The sequence below is a fragment of the Candidatus Thiodictyon syntrophicum genome (assembly GCF_002813775.1).
GTDB lineage: Bacteria > Pseudomonadota > Gammaproteobacteria > Chromatiales > Chromatiaceae > Thiodictyon > Thiodictyon syntrophicum.
In genome coordinates, this window is record NZ_CP020370.1 from 6,036,794 (window position 1) to 6,054,953 (window position 18,160).

The 18,160-nt window shown below is 67.5% G+C and carries 16 protein-coding genes; 8 read left to right on the plus strand and 8 right to left on the minus strand.

Translation table 11 applies throughout. The annotated features are described in order from the left end of the window. The first annotated feature begins 232 nt into the window (after nucleotides 1-232). Nucleotides 233-1,198 (plus strand): 2OG-Fe(II) oxygenase, encoded by a 966-nt coding sequence (locus THSYN_RS25830; RefSeq protein ID WP_100921654.1) that lies wholly within the window; start codon nucleotides 233-235, stop codon nucleotides 1,196-1,198. A gap of 122 nt (nucleotides 1,199-1,320) precedes the next feature. Here THSYN_RS25830 and THSYN_RS25835 read toward each other — a convergent pair whose 3' ends face one another. Then, a complete protein-coding gene (locus tag THSYN_RS25835; RefSeq protein ID WP_100921655.1) occupies nucleotides 1,321-1,608 on the minus strand; it encodes a hypothetical protein in 288 nt (95 codons plus the stop codon). Continuing rightward, nucleotides 1,583-1,828 carry a hypothetical protein gene (locus tag THSYN_RS35025; RefSeq protein ID WP_172965341.1) on the minus strand — a complete coding sequence of 82 codons (246 nt, stop codon included), beginning with the start codon at nucleotides 1,826-1,828 and terminating at the stop codon, nucleotides 1,583-1,585. The genes THSYN_RS25835 and THSYN_RS35025 overlap by 26 nt, the downstream gene beginning before the upstream one ends. A gap of 26 nt (nucleotides 1,829-1,854) precedes the next feature. Between THSYN_RS35025 and THSYN_RS25840 the strand changes: the two genes are divergently transcribed. Beyond that, complete coding sequence (locus THSYN_RS25840; protein WP_100921656.1) at nucleotides 1,855-2,250, plus strand: hypothetical protein; 396 nt, start codon at nucleotides 1,855-1,857, stop codon at nucleotides 2,248-2,250. 314 nt (nucleotides 2,251-2,564) lie between these two features. Here THSYN_RS25840 and THSYN_RS25845 read toward each other — a convergent pair whose 3' ends face one another. Next, nucleotides 2,565-4,373, minus strand: coding sequence for a PHA/PHB synthase family protein (locus tag THSYN_RS25845; RefSeq protein WP_172965342.1), 1,809 nt, complete (start codon nucleotides 4,371-4,373; stop codon nucleotides 2,565-2,567). Nucleotides 4,374-4,771: 398 nt separating this feature from the next. Between THSYN_RS25845 and THSYN_RS25850 the strand changes: the two genes are divergently transcribed. Beyond that, complete coding sequence (locus tag THSYN_RS25850) at nucleotides 4,772-5,590, plus strand: Uma2 family endonuclease (RefSeq protein WP_100921657.1); 819 nt, start codon at nucleotides 4,772-4,774, stop codon at nucleotides 5,588-5,590. A 15-nt stretch (nucleotides 5,591-5,605) separates the two neighbouring features. Here the strand turns inward: THSYN_RS25850 and THSYN_RS25855 are convergent, their stop codons facing one another. Both THSYN_RS25855 and THSYN_RS25860 read right to left on the minus strand, forming a co-directional pair. Next, on the minus strand, nucleotides 5,606-6,466 hold the full coding sequence (locus THSYN_RS25855; RefSeq protein WP_100921658.1) for a trypsin-like peptidase domain-containing protein: 861 nt from the start codon (nucleotides 6,464-6,466) through the stop codon (nucleotides 5,606-5,608). 80 nt (nucleotides 6,467-6,546) lie between these two features. Further along, nucleotides 6,547-7,770: a D-alanyl-D-alanine carboxypeptidase/D-alanyl-D-alanine-endopeptidase gene (locus THSYN_RS25860; RefSeq protein ID WP_100921659.1), complete on the minus strand. Its 1,224-nt coding sequence runs from the start codon at nucleotides 7,768-7,770 to the stop codon at nucleotides 6,547-6,549. 417 nt (nucleotides 7,771-8,187) lie between these two features. Between THSYN_RS25860 and THSYN_RS25865 the strand changes: the two genes are divergently transcribed. The 5 genes from THSYN_RS25865 to THSYN_RS25885 all read left to right on the plus strand — a co-directional run bounded on the left by THSYN_RS25865 (nucleotide 8,188) and on the right by THSYN_RS25885 (nucleotide 15,063). Then, on the plus strand, nucleotides 8,188-9,198 hold the full coding sequence (locus THSYN_RS25865; protein ID WP_100921660.1) for an ABC transporter substrate-binding protein: 1,011 nt from the start codon (nucleotides 8,188-8,190) through the stop codon (nucleotides 9,196-9,198). Next, nucleotides 9,195-11,144, plus strand: coding sequence for a sensor histidine kinase (locus THSYN_RS25870; protein WP_100921661.1), 1,950 nt, complete (start codon nucleotides 9,195-9,197; stop codon nucleotides 11,142-11,144). The genes THSYN_RS25865 and THSYN_RS25870 overlap by 4 nt, the downstream gene beginning before the upstream one ends. Then, entirely contained in the window at nucleotides 11,123-11,557 is a 435-nt protein-coding gene (locus tag THSYN_RS25875) for a response regulator (RefSeq protein ID WP_100921662.1), read from the plus strand. The genes THSYN_RS25870 and THSYN_RS25875 overlap by 22 nt, the downstream gene beginning before the upstream one ends. Before the next feature lie 28 nt (nucleotides 11,558-11,585). Further along, nucleotides 11,586-12,878: a GGDEF domain-containing response regulator gene (locus THSYN_RS25880; protein ID WP_172965343.1), complete on the plus strand. Its 1,293-nt coding sequence runs from the start codon at nucleotides 11,586-11,588 to the stop codon at nucleotides 12,876-12,878. 127 nt (nucleotides 12,879-13,005) lie between these two features. Next, nucleotides 13,006-15,063, plus strand: a complete 2,058-nt coding sequence (locus THSYN_RS25885; protein WP_100921664.1) for a diguanylate cyclase — start codon at nucleotides 13,006-13,008, stop codon at nucleotides 15,061-15,063. A 185-nt stretch (nucleotides 15,064-15,248) separates the two neighbouring features. On the opposite strand, the gene THSYN_RS25890 is transcribed toward THSYN_RS25885, so the two are convergent. The 3 genes from THSYN_RS25890 to ilvC form a co-directional block, all read right to left on the minus strand. Then, nucleotides 15,249-15,506, minus strand: coding sequence for a hypothetical protein (locus THSYN_RS25890; RefSeq protein WP_100921665.1), 258 nt, complete (start codon nucleotides 15,504-15,506; stop codon nucleotides 15,249-15,251). A 201-nt stretch (nucleotides 15,507-15,707) separates the two neighbouring features. Further along, complete coding sequence (locus THSYN_RS25895) at nucleotides 15,708-16,595, minus strand: hypothetical protein (protein WP_157817935.1); 888 nt, start codon at nucleotides 16,593-16,595, stop codon at nucleotides 15,708-15,710. 395 nt (nucleotides 16,596-16,990) lie between these two features. Beyond that, nucleotides 16,991-18,007 (minus strand): ketol-acid reductoisomerase, encoded by a 1,017-nt coding sequence (ilvC, locus tag THSYN_RS25900; RefSeq protein ID WP_172965394.1) that lies wholly within the window; start codon nucleotides 18,005-18,007, stop codon nucleotides 16,991-16,993. Nucleotides 18,008-18,160 lie beyond the last annotated feature (153 nt).

Here is an 18,160-nt window from a genome sequence, read left to right on the forward strand (position 1 = left end):
CCGATAGGCTAGGTCGCGTTGACTGTTCCGTCAACGCCAACCTGACGACCGGGCAGCCCCTAAGCCAGCCTGCGCCTTGGGGGAAGCGGCGCAGCCAGTCCGGCGGTAGAATCCAAAGGTCCACCGTCCTGCATTGGCCCGCAGACCCCCATGATCGCGGCAACGCGTCAAGTTTTGCGCGACGCGATGAAGCCCACCCCATTTGATCAACAGCCCGCCGCAGAGAGATCCCTTGCTCGCCAACCCCACCCACCATCGGCATCCCTACCCCTTCTTCACCGTCGAGCCGGCCTTTTCACCCGCGCTCTGTGCCCATCTGGAGGGGCTCTTCGACCAGGACCTGCCCTGGCGCGCGCACGGCGGTTCGTTCTACGAGGTCCGCAATTGCGACGTGACCGACCGATTGGAACCGGACTTTCTCGCCGCACTGGCCGCGCGCACCCGGACCCTGACCGGGCTGCCGCTCACCCAACGGGTCGCGGTCACCGCGCAGACCATGGAGCCCGGCCAGCGGATCGGGGTCCATACCGACCGACCCTTGGCGGGATGGGAGATCGCCCGCCTCGTGGTGCAATTCACCCGCGATTGGCAGGAGGGGGATGGCGGGGTCCTTCAGGCGCATGACGACGAGGCCGGCACCCGCGTTTGTGCGAGTCAGGCCCCGCGGTTCAACAGCGTCTTCGGCTTCGTCATGCATCGGGACTCTTACCATTCAGTGACGGAAACCAAGAAGCACCGGCGCGTCCTGGTCTGTAACTTTTGGCATGTCGGCAATAGCCTGGCCCTGGGCGACGCGGTGCAGGCCCTGTTCGCCCGGATGCAGTTCGGCGACCTTCCGGGGCTCCTGGATGCGGACCGCCGCGAGGCCGAGCAATCCCTCCCTGAGGATCTGACCTATCGGGCGCTGGTCGTCGCTACCGCCCTGCAACGCTGGGGCCTTCCGGAAGGGATCATCCGCGACGGCTACCAGGCGGCCATCGCTCCCCCTGCAGCGCCCGATACAGACCGCGCCGCCGGGGTTGCCATTGCCTTGGCCCAGTGGGCGGCACAACTCTATGTGGAGGACTTCGAGCTGGCGCAGTGGCAACGATTGAGCCTCGCCTTGGGGCCGTTACGCCCAACCGATAACTCGCCGCTTGCGGCCTTTGGCCGGGTCGCATTCCCTGATCTGTGGCCGCATCATGGCACAGATCAATAGACTTTGGCCGGCACCGGTGCCTTGCGCGGGCGGACCGCGGCCGCGACGCCGGTCGCGAGGCCCGGATGGATCGTCTTGGGAATGCGGGCAACGAGATTACCGGGCGCCGCCGTTGCCACCGGTTATTTCCTGAAGGACACCAGCATGGCCACGCCAAAGCACAGCCCATAGCCCCAGGGCAGCGCGATCAGGCCGATCGCGACCTCGCGTGCACCGTACTCGTTCGCCACCCAGGCGCCTAATCCTGAGACCAGAAAGATGGCCGGGATGAGCACGGCGGCCACCGTCAGTTTCCCGGCCCAGGGGACCTTCATATTGGCGATGCTGACGACGCTGCCGGCCGCGACGAAGGCGCCCAGGATGGCGCCTATGACACTTACGATACTATTGATGATGATGGCGAGATGCATCCGCGAACCTCTGTGGTGACGCGCGATTCGACGCGCAACTGGCGATTCTCAGCCACTCAGCGGTGGCCCCACCGGAATCAGGGGGCTGGTCATCTTCCTCCTCCTCGTCAGCGAGCAGGCGCCGGGCCTGCTTGAGGATGCCGGCCGCGTTGCGGTTGCCGCCAGTGATCTCGATCACGGGCACCAAAGAGTGCTTGCAGCCGCCGACCCGGGGCATCATCCTTGACGATTTCGTGGTGTTACGTCATGCCCAAGAACCGATTCTATCTCGCCTTCGCCCTGGCCGGGTCCCTGTGCCTGGCGTCGATGCCGGGCTTCGCCGCGCCCGCGCCGGCGCCAGCCATCGCCGCACCGACAACGGTGGCACCCGTGACCATCGAGAACCGCGTCGCGGCGCAGTTCCAGCACGAGATTGCGTTCGTGCAGCCCTTGCTCGACCGCTATGGTTACGGGGCGGTCGCGGTGGTCGTGGGCGCGCTTCTTCGACGGACCGCGCCAATTGAACGGCATCGTCGCCGGCATCCTGAAGATGCCCTGGTGGCGATTCACCCGCTTCAATCTGCTGGGCGCCGCCCTGTGGGCCGGCCTCTGGGGATTCGTTCGGGACATATTTCCTGGACGAACACCTGCAGGGCATCCTGATCCTGATCCACCGCTGGAACCCCTGGGGGGCGGGTGCGACCCTCCTTGGTCTGATCCTCCTGTCTTCATACCTCTGGCTGCAGTTCAAGCGGATGGCGCTCGCGGACCTGCCATCGAAAACGTAGGAGCGGTTCACTAACAAGTTTAACAAGTCCATTAGCGGTTGCTTTTGGCGTCGTTGTCGTTGTCGTTGTCGTTTTCGCAATCGAGGTTATCCCCGGATGGCATCGCTTCTCCGATTACGATTACGGCAACGGCAACGACAACGACAACGATTGTACTCGTTGTCTCACTTATTTCCGACTCGTTACTCTTCAGGGCTCGCGGACATAGACCCCGGGCGCCGGCGCCAGCGCGGGGAACGCCGGGGTGGACACCGGCCGGGCCGCCACCAGGGCGCCGGCCCGCGGCTTGAGCCAGGCCATCCAGTCCTCCCACCAACTGCCGACACACTCCGGGGTCTGCCCCTTCCAGACCTGCGGGCGATCCGTACACTGGGCCGCGTCCGCCCAATAGCGTCGCTTGGACGGAGCGACCGGGGGATTGAGGATGCCCAGGATATGCCCGGCGCTGGAGAGCACGAAGCGCTTGTCACCCGGGACCAGATTGACCGTGCGGAAGGCCTGCTCCCAGGGTGCGATATGGTCGTCCTCGGCGGCGACCGCGTACAGTGGTTGCGTGATGGCGCCGAGGTCCAGTGACTCGCCCGCCACGGTCAGGGCGCCGGGTTGGATCAGCCGGTTGTGGAGATACAGTTGCGTCAGATACCAGGCGTGCATGACGTGCGGCATGCGCGTCGTGTCCATGTTCCAATACAGCACGTCGAATGGCGGCGGCTTTTCACCGTAGAGCCAGCCGTGGACGACATAGTGCCAGATCAGGCCGTTGGAGCGCAGCAGGCGGAAGGCGGCGGCCATTTCCCGGCCGTCGAGATAGCCGGTGCGCTGCATCTGGGCGCAGAGGTAGGCGACGCTCGCCTCATCGATGAAGACCTCAATGTCACCCGGCTGGGCAAAATCGACCAGGGTGGTGAAGAGGGTCCAGTCGGCGACCGGCACCGCCGCGGGCGCAAAGCGCCGGTTCGCCCAGGCCAGATACATGGCGAGCGCCGTACCGCCGATACAGTAGCCGACGGCGTGGACCTGATTCGCGCCGGTCATCCGGCGCGCGACGTCGATGGCGACCTGGATCCCTTCGAGCAGGTAATCGTCGATACGCAGATCGCGCAGGTCGGCCCCCGGGTTCTTCCAACTGGTAATGAAGACGTCCAGGCCCTGTCCGAGCAGGAAGCCGATCAGGCTCTTCTTCGGTGTCAGATCGAGCACATAGAACTTGTTGATCCAGGGCGTGATGATCACCACCGGCTCGGCGTGGACCCGGGGCCGGGTCGGCGCATAGTGGATGACCTCCACCAGGCGATTGCGCAACACCACGGCACCGGGGGTGGCGGCGAGGTTTTCGCCGACGGTGAAATCCGCCGGATCGCTCATGCGCAGGCCGCCGGCCTCAAGGTCGGCGAGAAAGTTCCGGTAGCCCGCGGCGAGGCTGCCGCCGCCGGTCTCCATGGCCCGGCGTAGCGCCACCGGATTGGTCCACAGGTAATTGGTGGGTGCGACCGCGTCCAACCACTGCCGACACCAAAAGGCCGCCCGGCGGCGGTCCCGCTCCGACAGGCCCGGGGTGTCGCGGATCATGTCCTTGGCGTTGCGGCTGAAGGTCAGGTACCACTCCTTGATCAGGTCCCAACCCGGCGTGTCGGACCAGGCGGGATCGGCGAAGCGCTCATCCGCGGGGTTGGGCCTGACTGGGTCATCGTTCGGCAGGCCAATCATGCGCTGCCAGCCATACCATTGCAGGCGCCACAGATCAGCGTACCAGCGGGCGATGCGCTCGCCCAGCTCCTGCGGATGCGTCAGCCAGGCGACCTGCGCCATGGCCAGCGGGGCCTGGACGTAGGGGGTTTGCAGCAGGGGGGCCGCCGGCTCGAGCGGGGCCGGGGCCCCGGCGAGCGCGGCCTGGGGGTCGGGAAACTCGCTATCGATCCGCTGCGCTTCGCGCGGTTCATCAGTCCCCCGCCGGGCGGACTTGCGGGGCGTGTCGCTGGTGTCGGTGGGTATGGCCATGATCGTCAGTCGCCTCCGTCAAGTTGCATTGTTAGGGTATGGACACCCCGCGGCAATGTCCAGCGGGTGCGATCAGAACTGATGTGTTGACGCCGATCCCGTAGGGTACGCATCGCGTACCCACCGAGCCGCGGCAACCTCTGGGGCCGGGTACGAGATGCGTACCCTACAGCGACTGGACCTTCTAACGCACCGGGCGGCGTGGTCGTTGTCGTTGTCGTTGTCGTTGTCGTAATCGAACAATCCGATCACGACAACGACAACGACAACGACCAGGACAGCGTAACCGGGATCTCGGTCACCACATCAGTTCTGATCGCACCCGCGAGCCGTCCGGGAGTTGACTGCCGCGCCCCCAGGTGCTATCGAGGAGGAAATCCCAGCCGGAGGCACCGCGGATGAGCAATCGACAACCGAACCCTGAACATGGCCCCTTCCGGGCCGATCAACTGCGCGACGGTGACCGTTACGAACTCACCAACGGCCACCCCATCTACTGCGCCCCGTCCGGGCGCGACCACGCGGGCCCGAACGCGACCGGTGCCGCCGTGCTCGACAGCGACCCGGACGTGCAGTGGACCGGGGTCGATGCCGGCTATTCGCCGGACCCGGGGACCCTGCGCGCACCCGATGTCTCGGTGGCTGGTCTCACGGGGGTGCCGGGCGGGGACGGCGGCTGGATCCCCGAGGCCCCACCGCTCGCCCTGGAATACGCCGCCCGCGGACAGGACGAGGCGGACCTGCGGACCAAGATCGCCGACCTGCTCGCCCACGGCACCCGCCTGGTGTGGGTGGTGCGCCTGATCGGTCCGCGCCGGGTCGAGGTCCATGCCCCGGGGCAGCCGATGCAGACCCGCGGGGTGGGGGAACTGCTCCAGGCCCCGGGCATCCTGCGCAATCCGGTCCCGGTCGCCGCCCTGTTCGACCGCACCGCCGCCCAGGATCTCATCCTGCGTAACCTCTTGCAGCGCCGCGGCTACGCGGACCTGGATGCCATCCGCGAGGAAGGCCGCGAGGAAGGACGTGACGAGGGACGTAACGAAGGACGCGACGAAGGCCTGACCGACGCGATCCTGACCCTGCTCGCCGCCCGCGGCCTGGCGGTCGACGACGCCACCCGCGAGCGCCTGCGCAGCACCCGCGACCCCGAGCGCCTGCGCGCCTGGCTGCTTGCCGCGGCCCAGGCCGACACCCTGGCCGGGCTGTTCGACGCCTGAGGTGCAAGCGGCCTTTCAGCCGCCCCCGCTGCGCTTGAGGACGCGCGCCAGCGCGGCGCGGGCGCGGTTGCTCGGGACCGCGAAGCCGATGCCGACGTTGCCGCCGCTGGGGCCGATCAGGGCGGTGTTGATGCCGACCACCTCACCGGCCAGGTTGATGAGGGGGCCCCCCGAATTGCCGGGGTTGATGGAGGCGTCGGTCTGTACCAACTCGCCTAAGTCGGCGTCGCCCACCCCGCTGCGGCTGACGGCGCTGACGATGCCCGAGGTCACCGTCTGGCCCAGGCCGAAGGGGTTGCCGATGGCGATCACGAAGTCCCCGACCTCCAGGGCCCGGGAGTCGCCAAAGGGCAGCGGGGTGATGGCGACGCCGGGGATCTGGAGCACGGCCAGATCGGTGTCGTCGTCCACGCCGAGCAGGCGGGCGCGGTAGTTGCGCCGGTCCTTGAGGGTGACCTCGATCGCCGTAGCCCCCTCCAACAGGTGCTGGTTGGTCAGCACATAGCCGCGCCCGGCGTCCACGATCACCCCGGAGCCCACGCTCTGGCGCCGCTCGGTGTCGCCCTCCTGGGGTACCTCCTGACCGAAGTGCCGCATGAAGCGGCGAAAGTCCGGGTCTTTCAGGAGCGGGTTCTTCTCGACCCGCACCACCGCATCGACGGCCACGTTGACCACCGCGGGGGTGACGCGGCGCATCAGGGGGGCGAGCGTCGGGTAGCGGGTACCAGGTTTCAGGAATGACAGTCCATCCGGGGGCGCGGCGGCACGGCTCGTGCGCAGCGGCACCTGCCAGGCGCAGGCCGTGAGGGCCAGGCACAGGGCCACCAACACGGCGGGCTTGAGCGCACGCGATGGGTTTCGCTGCGCTCTACCCATCCTACGGGGATACTTGCGCAGTCTGCGGGACGCGGACACGGGGAGTTCAGGCACGGGCACGGGGACCGCGACGCGGTGCGTCAGCGGACCAGCTCGGCGGCGACCCGGCGCCGCAGACCGGCGTCCACGGGCTGATTGATCAGCAGGGCGAAGGGCTCCCAGGCGCCGCCGCGGCGCACATAGCCCGCATAGGCGCTCACCCCGGTGAGGGTGCCGGTCTTGGCGCGAATGTTGGCGTTGCCCTCCTGGGTGGGCATCAGGTCGCGGTTGGGGGCGAAGGCCTGCATCACCTCGACCAGTTGGCGGGCGGAAAGGCGGTTGCCGCGCGAGAGGCCCGCGCCGTCCTCGATCTTGAAGCCGGTCCAGTGAAACTTGCCGCGGGCGAACTCGGTCATGGCCCGCTGCGCGCCGGCGACACTCACCCGGCCCTTACCCTGGGGGTCAGCCATCCGCAGGAACAGTGAGTTGGCGACGAAGTTGTTGGAATATTTCAGGGTCGGTACCAGCATGTCCGCGAGCGTGCGGCTGTTTTTGTGGCGATAGACGAGCCGCGCCCCGCTGGGGATCGCACCGAGCCGCTGGCCGCCGCTCACCGCGATGCCGTTGGCCGCGAGCTTGGCGGCGAGGAGTTCGCCGAAGTAACCGACCGCGGTGGGGCGCTGTTTCAGATTCACCCGCTGGGTGCCGGCCCCGCCCAGTTGGCCGAAGCGCCGCGCCGTGTCGGTCAGGGGGGTCTGGGGCTCGGCGCTCGCCACGCTCGCACCGCTTTTGACCAGGTTCACGGTATTGAAGTTGGCCGCGAGCGCCGTGACCGGGGCGTCATAGGGATTGTTCGTGGCGGAGCGCCCGGCGATCTCCACGTCCTGGTCGAAATAGGTGTCGTCGAGCCCGATGCCGGCGACGCGCGTTACCCCCGCCGCCTTGAGGCCCGCGGCGACGCGGTCAAGCTCCTCGGAGACCAGGTACGGATCGGCGCGGCCCTTCACCCAGAGGGTGCCCTGGCCATCCTGGTAGAACTCCGTTTCAAAGTGGTAATCGCGCCCCCAGGTGGAAATCGCCGCTAGCGCGGTCAACACCTTCATGGTGGAGGCGGGCGCAAGCGCCATATCCGGGTTGTGCGAGACCACCGCCCGCCCGCCCTCCTGCACCAGGAGCCCGGCCTTCGCGAACCCCTGGACCTGGCTCACCGCATCGGCCAGGGCGGGCCCGCCCAGGGGTAGCAGGAGCAGGGCGAGGAGGCCGCCCACCCAACGGCCGCGCCGCGGGGGATTGAGGGACTGGTGGGCGCTGGGGGTTGTGCTCATGGGGAAGGCTCGTCTTCAAGGGTCTGAATGGACCGCCCGGGGGCGGCGCGGGTTAGGATATCCCAGAATCGGCCGGACCGGGACCGCCCGGGTTCGCCTCGGGTACGATCCGAACTGATGTGGTGACCGAGATCCCGGGTACGCTGTCGTTGTCGTTGTCGTTGTCGTAATCGAATAATCCGACCACGATTACGACAACGACGCCCGGTCCGTGGGAACGTCCGGTCGCTGTCGCTGTAGGGTACGCATCGCGTACCCGGCTCCGGCGGTCATGGCAGCTTGGCGGGTATGCGATGCGTACCCTACGATGTGTACGCTAACACATCAGTTCTGATCGCACCCGGACGCCACCGCCGGCCCCGACCGGGCAATCCGCGATCCAAGGTGACCACTGGTTCAGGCAGAGGTGGGGCCATCATGCGTGCGAGACGTTCAATTCACTGGGTCCTGGCGGTCGGCGCGGGGGTCGTGGTGGTCGCCGTCGCGCTGGCGCGGCTGGCCTGGCTGACGCCCCCGCCCCCCGAGCCGCTGGTGATTGCAATCGCCGACAGCCTCCTGGGCGTCCCCTTGCGGGTGGCCGAGCAGGAGGGGTTTTTCACCGCGCAAGGGTTGGCCGTGACCCTGCGGCTCTACCCGACCGGCAAGCTCGCCCTGGACGCCCTGCTGCGGGGCCAGGCGGAGGTCGCCACGGTGGCCGAGACGCCGGTCGTGTTCGCCGCCCTGGCGGGCGAGCCGCTGCGCGTCATCGCCAATTATGCCTCCAGCGGTGAGACGAGCCTGGTGGCCCGGGCCGATCGGGGCATCGCGGAGCTGGCCGATCTGAAGGGCCGGCGGGTCGGCACCAGCCCGGGCACCACGGCCCACTATTTCCTGCACGTCCTGCTGACCGACCAGGGACTCACCGAGGCCGATGTCGCGGTCGTCCCCGTGCCCGCGCCGGAGCAGGCGGCGGCCCTGGCGGCGGGCCGTGTCGATGCCGTGTCGACCTTTGCGCCCTATTCAACCCAATGCCGGCTGGCCCTGGGGGAAAATGCGCGGACCTTCCCGGCGGGGCTGCGCTACAACGGCTTCGCGAGCCTGGTCGCGGTCCCGGACTTCAGCCACCGCCGGCCCGAGGTGGCCCTGCGGCTGCTGCGGGCGCTCGACCGGGCGATCCTGTGGATGCGTGGCCACGACCCCCAGGCCCGTGCGCTCACGGCGCGGACCCTGGGCCTGCCGGAGGCCGTCATCGCCGAGACCTGGGGCCGGCTGCGCCCCAACCTGGCGCTGGATCAGGGGTACGTGATCCTGCTCCAGGCGCAGGCGCGCTGGGCCATCGCCACCGGGCTGGCGCCGGCCGCCGCCCTGCCCGACTTTCCCGCGTTGATCGACCCCAGCGCCCTGCGGCGCCTGCACCCCGAGTCGGTGACGGTGATCGGCACACCATGAATCTGCGCCGTCGCTCCCGGCTCGTCGCGCTGGTGTCGGTCCTGATCTTCCTGGTCCCGCTCGGGCTCTTTCTGTTCGCCTACCGGGGCAAGCTGCAGACCCAGCGGGACCTGGCCGTGGCCGAATCGCTGAGCGCTCAGACCACGCAACTGCGTACCGCGCTCTTCGGCTACCTGCTGCACCCGCAGGCCGAACTGCGCGGCCAGGTGGAGGCGCAGTTCGCGGTCCTGACCGGGCTGCTGGGTCGGCTGGGCCCGGCCATCGACGCCTCGATCCGAGACGATGCGCAGACCCGCTATGCCTGGGAGACGGTGCGCCGACTGGTGGGCGACGCACAGACACTGTTCGCGCAGTTGGGCGACGCCGGCACCGACCAAGGGCGCACGGAACGCGACGCCCGCACCTCTGACCTGATCCTGGTGGACAGCCACTCGCTGATCCTGTTCGTGAACCAGATCCGCTATCGCGCCAACGCGCGGTTTCTGCGCGCGACCACCTGGGAGAATCTGACCCTGGGCGGACTCCTGACAGGCATCGCCGGTCTGGGGCTCGTGCTCTTTCTGGTGTTCGTGCGCGTCATCCTGAAACCCGTGCAGCAACTGCACGAGGCCGCCGTGCGGGTTGCCGGTGGCGACCTCGGGTTGCGCCTGGCAAGCCCGCGCCGGGATGAGTTCGGCGCCTTGGCCCGCGCCTTCGATGGGATGCTGGACCGACTCCAGGAAACCATGGTGTCGCGCGCCCGCCTGGAGGCCGAGATCGCCGAGCGCGTGCGGACCGGGGCCGCCCTCACGGCCAGCGAGGCGGCGCTGCGCAACGCCCAACGCCTGGCCGGCCTGGGCAGCTGGAGCTGGGACCTCAAGAGCGGCGCGCAAACCTGGTCGGAGGAGATCTTTCACCTCTACGGCCGCGACCCGCGCCTGGGACCCGCGGCTTACCCCCAGATCCGGCAGTATTTCACGCCCGCGAGTTGGGAGCGCCTGGCCGCCGCCGTGGAGCGGGCGCGCACCGACGGCCTCCCCTATGAATGCGAGGCCGAACTGGTCCGCCCCGACGGCCGCCCCGGCTGGGTCGTGGCGCGTGGTGAGGCCACCCGCGACGCCGCCGGAACCATTGTGAGGTTGAGCGGGACGGTGCAGGAGATCACCGCGTCCAAGCTGGCCGAAGGGCAGATTCAGGCCCTCAACGCCGGGCTCGAGCGGCGGGTCGAACAGCGCACCGCGGAGTTGCAGGCCGCCAACCGGGAGTTGGAGTCCTTCGCCTATGCGGTCTCCCATGACCTGCGTGCCCCGCTGCGCGCACTCAGCGGCTTCAGCCAGGCCCTGGTCGAGGACTACGGTGGGCGTCTGGACGGGGAGGCGCGCTCCTTCCTCGACCAGATCCAGGGCGCCAGCCGCCGCATGGGGGAGTTGATCGACGGTATCCTTACCCTGTCGCGCAGTACCCGCGGCGAACTGCGCCGGGACCCGGTGGATTTGAGCGCACTAGCCCAAGGGTTGCTGGCGCAGCACGCGCTGGCAGAGCCGGGGCGCCAGGTCGCCTGGGAGGTCGCCCCTGGGCTCGACGCCCTGGGGGACGCGCCCATGCTGGAGGTCGTCATGGTCAACCTGCTTGACAACGCCTGGAAATACACTGCCAAGACACCCGCCGCGACCATTCGGGTCTATGCTGAGGAGCGGGCAGGCGAGCTCTGGTATGGTGTCGCCGACAACGGGGCCGGGTTCGACATGGCCTACCGCGCACGCCTGTTCCAGCCATTCCAACGGCTGCACCGCCAGGACGAGTTCCCCGGCATCGGCATCGGGCTCGCCACCGTGCAGCGGATCATCCACCGTCACGGCGGTACCATCGAGGCCGAGGGGGTGCCAGGGGGTGGCGCGACCTTCCGTTTCACTGTGTCCGCGACCGGCCATCGCCCGGAGTCCCTATGCAAAGCCACGCCATCCTGATCGTCGAAGATAACCCCCAGGACGAGTTGCTGATGCTGCGCGCCCTGCGCAAGTCGAACCTGGCCAACCGAATCGACGTGGTGCGCGACGGCCAGCAGGCCCTGGACTATCTGTTCGCCGAGGGCGAGTTCGCCGGGCGCACCGGGGGACTGCCCGCCGTGGTCCTGCTCGACATCGGCCTGCCGCGGCTGTCCGGCCTGGAGGTGCTCGCGCGCCTGCGCGCCGACCCGCGCACCCGCCTGCAGCCGGTCGTGATCCTGACCTCGTCCGACGAGGAACGCGACCGGCTGCGGAGTTACGAAAACGGCGCCAACAGCTTCGTACGCAAGCCCTTGGATTTCTCCGAACTGGCCGAGACCATCGTGCGCCTCGGTATCTACTGGCTGCTCGTCAACGAGCCGCCCCTGCGCTAACCGGTGCCCCATGCGGAGACCCACTGTCATGAATGCGTCGTTGAAGCTGTTGGTGATCGAGGACGATCAGGCGGATTACCTGCTCATCACCCGGCACCTGCGCCGCGCCGGGCTCACGGTCGCCTGCACCAGGGCGGCGAGCACCCTGGAGCTGGCGGCGGCCCTGGAGACCGGCCCCTGGGACGCCGTGCTGGCGGACTACTACCTGCCGGGCATGGAGTTCGGGCCGACGCTGGACCTGATCCATCGGCAGTGGCCGGATCTGCCGGTCATCCTGGTCTCGGGCGCGGTGGGCGAGGAGCGGGCGGTGGAACTCCTGCGGCTTGGGGTCGGGGACTTCGTCCTCAAGGACCACCTGGCGCGCCTGGCCCCCGCCATCGAGCGCTGCCTGCGCGAGGCGGCCGACCAGTGTGCCCGCAGGGCGGCGGAGACGGCGCTGCGCGAGAGCGAGGAGCGCCTGCGCCTGGCCCTGGAGGGCGGAGACCTGGGGATGTGGGATTGGCAGGTGCCGGACGACACCCTGGTGGTCAACGCCCGCTGGGCCGCTATGCTGGGGTCGCGGCTCGCCGAGATCCCGCCCACCCGCGGCGCCTGGGAGGCGCGCGTCCACCCCGAGGACCTGTCCGCCCTGCGCGAGGCCTTTGCCGCCCTGCTCGAGGGGCGGCTACCCGTCTTCCAGATCGACCACCGCCTGCGGCACCAGGACGGTCACTGGGTCTGGATCGCCGCGCGCGGCAAGGTGATCGGCCGTGATCCCGAGGGCCGGCCGCTGCGGGTGTGCGGCACCCACCAGGACGTGAGTGAGCGCCGCCGCCTGGAGCACGAACTGCGCCAACTCGCCATCACGGACCCGCTGACCGGCGCCTACAACCGCCGCCACTTCATCCAGGCCCTGGAGACCGAGACGCGGCGCGTCCAGCGCTATCAGCGTCCGCTGACCCTGATCATGTTCGATCTGGACGACTTCAAGGCGATCAACGACACCCAGGGTCACGACCGCGGCGATGCGATCCTGGCGGCGGTGGTGGCGCAGATCGGCGCGCGCCTGCGCGGCAGCGACACCTTCGCGCGCTGGGGTGGCGAGGAGTTCATGGTGCTGCTCCCGGAGACCACCCTGACCCAGGCCGCGACCCTGACGGAGACCTTTCGGGAGGGGCTGCACGCCTTGCCCAACCCCGGCCCCCGCACGCTGACCGCCAGCTTCGGCGTCGCCGAATACCGCCCCGAGGAGACCCTGGACCAGTGGCTCAAACGGGTCGATGACCTGGTGTTCCAGGCCAAGCGCGAGGGGCGCGACCGGATCGTGGGGGCGGCGCCGTGAGCGCGGGCCCGACGCCCGCCCGGCACGAAGCCGCTGATTCTCTTGCCCCCTACTGCCTTGTGGGGTAAGGTTAAGGGAAAGGGCCGAACGATTGGGGCCCGGCGTTTGTGACAGTAGGAAGGAATCCATGACTCTTCGCACCCGTTCGCGTCTCGTCGCCCTGTCGTCCGCCTTGCTCTTCCTGGTACTGCTTGGCGTCTTTCTGGTCACGGACCAGGATCGAACCCGCCTCAAGGAAAAGCTCGAGTTTAGCCAGTCATTGACCGTGCAGACGGTCAAACTGAACCGGGTCCTCGCGCTGTACCTGCTGCAGCCGCGGGCGCACCCGCGGGCCGAGGTGGAGGCCGAGTTCGCGGCCCTTGACGGCGTGCTGCAAAGCGACGGCGAGGCCATCGCCGAGTCGATCCAGGACGACCCCGCGACCCGCGTCGCCTGGGAGGGGCTGCGGCGACTACTCGATGACTTGCGCGCGCGCATCGCCGGCCTGGACGGCAACGTGGCCGGTCCCCAAGGCGCGCAGCCCGAGGGCGACGCGCCGGACCTGATCCTGACGGACAGTGGTACGCTGGCCCTGGTCACCTGCCAGCTCACCCAGGGTGCCGCTGAGCGCCTGGTGACGCTGACGGCGCAGGAGAAGCTCACCCTGGGCATCTTACTGGCCGGCATGGCGGGCCTGGGGCTGGGGTCCTTTCTGGTGTTTCAGCGGACCATCCTGGACCCCGTGCAGCAACTCCAAACCGCCGCGGTCCGGATCAGCGGAGGCGAGACCCACCTGCGCCTCAAGAGCCGCCGCCGGGACGAACTGCGTCAGTTGGCGGACGCCTTCGACCGGATGCTGGACCAGCTCGAAGAGAGCACGGTCTCGCGGGCCCGGCTGGAGGCCGAGATCGCCGCGCGCGCCCGGGTGTTGCGGGCCCTGCGGGCGAGCCAGCGCGGCTTCCGGGACCTGGTCCGCAACCTCCCGGCCGGCGTGGTGGTGCACGGCGCCGACGGCCGCATCCTGTTTTCCAATCCGATGGCCGCCCAACTGCTAGGGCTCACGGCGGACCAACTGCGCGGAACGACCGCCAGCGACCCGGCATGGGCCTTTGTCCGGCCAAGCGGCGCTCGCTTGCCGGTAGACGAGTTTCCGGTCCAGCGCGTCCTGACGACCGGGACCCAGGTGCAGAATCTCAACCTGGGCATCTTGAGTGCGGACCGGACCAGTACAATCTGGGTGCAGTGCGAAGCCCATCCGGTGGCGGATGAACAGGGCCAAATCAGCCAGATCGTGGTGACCTTCTTCGACATTTCCGAGCGTCGGCGGGCGGAGGATGAGGCCCGGCTCGCCCAGGCGCGATTCCAGCGCCTGATGGACGCCAATGCGATCGGCGTCGTGGTGACCGACAGCTCAGGGACCATCCTGGAGGCCAACGACTACTATCTGAACCTCTTGGACTGCACGCGCGCCCAGTTGGCCGCGGGCGCGGCGAACTGGCGTGAGCGGACCCCACCGGAATGGCTGTCGGCGGATGAGCGGGCCATCGCCGAATTGAACGCAACCGGGCGGTGCCCTCCGTATGAAAAGGAGTATCTACGCCGCGACGGTTCCCGCATCCCGCTCTTGCTCGCCGGTACCCTGCTGCCCGGTGCAGAGGCACAGATTCTCGGCCTCGCCCTGGACATGACCGAGCGCAAGCGCCTGGAGCGAGAATTGCGGCAACTCGCCGTTACTGACCCGCTCACCGGCGCCTATAACCGGCGGCACCTGCTGGAAACCCTGGCAGCCGAGACGCAACGGGCGCAGCGCTATGGGAAGCCGCTCGCGTTGATCATGTTCGATATCGATCACTTCAAGACCATCAACGACACCCAGGGTCACGGTCAGGGCGATGCGGTACTCGTGGCGATCGTGGCGCAGGTCGGGCTGCGGCTGCGCCGGACCGACATCCTCGCGCGCTGGGGCGGCGAGGAGTTCCTGATCCTGCTCCCGGAGACCTGCCTGGTCCGGGCCCTGGCCCTGGCGGAAAGACTCCGCACCGGCCTGCACACCCTCTCCTGTCCCGGGGCCGGGACAATGACCGCCAGCTTCGGCGTCGCCGAGTACTGCCCCGGGGAAACCCTGGACCAGTGGCTCAAACGGACCGACGATCTGATGTTCCAGGCCAAGCGAGAGGGCCGGAACCGGGTTGCGGGGGGAGCCTGAGCACCGTGAGCCCCGCCGCCCGGCGCCTCGCGTGATGACCCCTGTGCGCGCGTGCTCACTACGACCATCGACAAAGGACTCCGAGTCGAGCCCCGACCCGCATGGCGGTGCTCGAAACCCTGCGCCATCTCCAATGCCCTGTACAACATAGAGAACCATAGACCACTATGCCTGAACCGCAGCCACTATCCGTTATCGAACACGAACTGTCCCTCCTGGCCTCTCAAGGCGGAGCCCATAAATACTTCGTAGGCATCGCCGATAACATCGCCGTCGCTCTGCTCGACAAGCAGGTGCGAAAGTTGACGCATCGTCCAGGCCAACGCCTCCGGACCTAACAGCAGTTCGTCCTCGCTATCGAAGAATTCGGGGTACTCGACTCTCACCCGGTTGAATACAGCCCGATAATGCCGAGCAATCTCCACGGCCGACGCTAGGCGCATGTTGCCTGGAAATTCCGAGCTGGCGGTGTTCGCCGCGAAAAGGCACTTGATGACCTCGGCAAGGATGGCAAGATGTTCGCTCGTGCGGCCGGGCGATCTAGGCCCTGGTCAGCCGCGTTAAGCCCCAGCGGCGCAACGCCCGGGGTCTTTGTCAGATATGCGGGCTGGCCGGAGTCCGGACCCGTGGCCGAAGTCATCAGGTCAGGCTATGAGTGATTGCCCTTTGGCGAGGGCCAGGAGGCTGCCCGCGTCCTTGGTGTAGAAGGTTTCAAAGTGCCTCTCGACATCCCCCTGGGAGTATTGGAACAGGCGATCGATGAGCAATTCGACGTTCCCGCTATGCGACTCTTGGGCGTCGCTATCCCCCGTCATTTGTTGGTGAAGTACATCCCGACCCAGTCGGTGGGCGACACCCGTCAGCGCCCACATCACATCGGGCTTGATCTCCTCGACACCGCGGAGCAACTCAAATACCAGTGGCAGCACGACGCGATGGTCGCCGACACGGGACACGAATCCGTACTTTTCGTAATACTCCCGTTGATCGTCGAGCAATTCGACCAGGGCGTCGGCCGCCCGATTGTCGCCCAGATCGATCAAGCCCCAGAGTGGACCGACGAACAGGTCTTTCGCTGCCGATCGCGTTGTCTGGTAGCAGGCCCACAGCCGATCGGCAGACTGATGCGCACCCAAGAGCCCCAGGACCATAGCGGCCAGGCTGCGCCCATAATCGTCGAGCGACTCCCAGCAACTCAACAAGGCCGCGACGCCCCGGTCATCACACCAGCGCAGTGCGCCGATCAATCGCTCCTGGATTCCACTTCGATCCTTGGGATAGGCGCTCAGCCAGTCACCCTTGATGCGCGCAGCAATCGTATCGGCCGCGTCGGGGCCAAATTGCCTCATCCGCTTGGCCCAGGCGAGATCGGCAAGACCCATGGCGCCCGGGGTCAGATCGAGGGTCGCTTCGATGTCGGGGGCCTGCTCTATCCTCAGAACCGCCTGGCAGTCTCTCTGCCAGATAGCGGGTTGGAAGACCCTCAATGCTTCACCCAGTGTTTCTTCCACCCGACAGTCGAGATGCATCATTCGCCAGAGGGTTTGCGCGCTGGGTAGAAGGCGATGATGGTGCAGTGGCGGCTGGCCCGGTGGCGGCAGTTGCCTCCGGCTCGGCTTCCTATTGATCTTGCGCTGACGTCTTACCTTTGAATTCTTTGACATATCTGGAATCGCCGAGGACTTACTGCCACGCTGGAACCTGGGGGCGAGAAGCGTCTATTTCGTCACCGATTCCTGGCGCCGGTCGGCGAGTCCGGAGAAAACGTTTCGGACGGGGCGAATGCCCCGTCCAGCCCGAACCAGCCCGAACGATGCCCAGTCCAACCCGCGCTTTCGCGTTTGGACTCGGCATCCCACGTGCCAGCGTGGGAGTCGGAAACAAAACAGATCCATACTGTTTCCCGCGCGGGAACGCGGGAAACAGGCTAGTTCTTGGTCTTGTCGACCAGCTTCTTTTCCCTGATCCAGGGCATCATCTCGCGCAGCCGCTCGCCGACCACCTCGATCTGATGCTCTTGGCCGAGGCGCCGCAGGGCCTTCATCTTGGGCGCCCCGGCCTGATTCTCCAGGATGAACTCCTTGGCGAATTCACCGCTCTGGATCTCGCCCAGGATGCGCTTCATCTCGGCCTTGGTCTGATCGGTGATGATCCGCGGGCCGCGGCTGAAATCGCCGTATTCGGCGGTGTTGGAGATGGAGTAGCGCATGTTGGCGATGCCGCCCTCATAGATCAGGTCGACGATCAGCTTCACCTCGTGCAGACACTCGAAATAGGCCATCTCCGGGGCATAACCGGCCTCGACCAGGGTCTCGAAACCGGCCTTGATCAGGGAGGTGAGGCCGCCGCACAGGACGACCTGCTCGCCGAAAAGGTCGGTTTCGCACTCCTCGCGGAAGCTGGTCTCGATGACCCCGGCGCGCCCGCCGCCATTGGCGCTGGCGTAGGCCAGGGCGATGTCCCGGGCCTGGCCGGAGGCGTCCTGGAAGACGGCGATCAGGCTCGGTACACCGCCGCCCTGGGTGTAGGTGGAGCGCACCAGGTGCCCGGGTCCTTTGGGCGCGATCATGATGACGTCGAGATCCGCCCGCGGCTCGATCTGGCCGAAGTGGATGTTGAAGCCGTGGGCAAAGGCGAGCGCGGCGCCCTGTTTGATATTGGGGGCGATGTCTTCCCGGTAGATCCGCGCCTGATGCTCGTCCGGGGCCAGGATCATGACCACGTCGGCCGCGGCCACGGCGTCCTTGATCGACTTTACGTCCAGACCAGCGTTGGCCGCCTTGGCGGCGGAGGCGGAACCGGGGCGCAGGCCGACCGTGACGGACACGCCGGACTCCTTCAGATTGTTGGCATGGGCATGGCCTTGGGAACCATAGCCGATGATGGCCACCTGCCGACCCTGGATGAGAGAGAGGTCGGCGTCTTTGTCGTAGTAAACGTTGATGCTCATTTGCGCTGCCTGGGTAAAGATGAAGAATTTTGTCCGCAAATAAACGCAAATGAACGCAAATTGAAGAGCAAAGCGGCGACCGGGTGGCGACACGAGACAGGGCGCGGCCCGCTGACTTCGTCGTCCGGAGCGACGGACTCAGCGTCG

Coding starts and splice junctions, on each gene's coding strand:
- THSYN_RS25835 (WP_100921655.1), bottom strand. CDS start 1,608: ATGCATCTCGCCATCATCATCAATAGTATCGTAAGTGTCATAGGCGCC.
- THSYN_RS35025 (WP_172965341.1), bottom strand. CDS start 1,828: ATGATGCCCCGGGTCGGCGGCTGCAAGCACTCTTTGGTGCCCGTGATC.
- THSYN_RS25840 (WP_100921656.1), top strand. CDS start 1,855: ATGCCCAAGAACCGATTCTATCTCGCCTTCGCCCTGGCCGGGTCCCTG.
- THSYN_RS25845 (WP_172965342.1), bottom strand. CDS start 4,373: ATGGCCATACCCACCGACACCAGCGACACGCCCCGCAAGTCCGCCCGG.
- THSYN_RS25850 (WP_100921657.1), top strand. CDS start 4,772: ATGAGCAATCGACAACCGAACCCTGAACATGGCCCCTTCCGGGCCGAT.
- THSYN_RS25855 (WP_100921658.1), bottom strand. CDS start 6,466: ATGGGTAGAGCGCAGCGAAACCCATCGCGTGCGCTCAAGCCCGCCGTG.
- THSYN_RS25860 (WP_100921659.1), bottom strand. CDS start 7,770: ATGAGCACAACCCCCAGCGCCCACCAGTCCCTCAATCCCCCGCGGCGC.
- THSYN_RS25865 (WP_100921660.1), top strand. CDS start 8,188: ATGCGTGCGAGACGTTCAATTCACTGGGTCCTGGCGGTCGGCGCGGGG.
- THSYN_RS25870 (WP_100921661.1), top strand. CDS start 9,195: ATGAATCTGCGCCGTCGCTCCCGGCTCGTCGCGCTGGTGTCGGTCCTG.
- THSYN_RS25875 (WP_100921662.1), top strand. CDS start 11,123: ATGCAAAGCCACGCCATCCTGATCGTCGAAGATAACCCCCAGGACGAG.
- THSYN_RS25880 (WP_172965343.1), top strand. CDS start 11,586: ATGAATGCGTCGTTGAAGCTGTTGGTGATCGAGGACGATCAGGCGGAT.
- THSYN_RS25885 (WP_100921664.1), top strand. CDS start 13,006: ATGACTCTTCGCACCCGTTCGCGTCTCGTCGCCCTGTCGTCCGCCTTG.
- THSYN_RS25890 (WP_100921665.1), bottom strand. CDS start 15,506: ATGCGCCTAGCGTCGGCCGTGGAGATTGCTCGGCATTATCGGGCTGTA.
- THSYN_RS25895 (WP_157817935.1), bottom strand. CDS start 16,595: ATGATGCATCTCGACTGTCGGGTGGAAGAAACACTGGGTGAAGCATTG.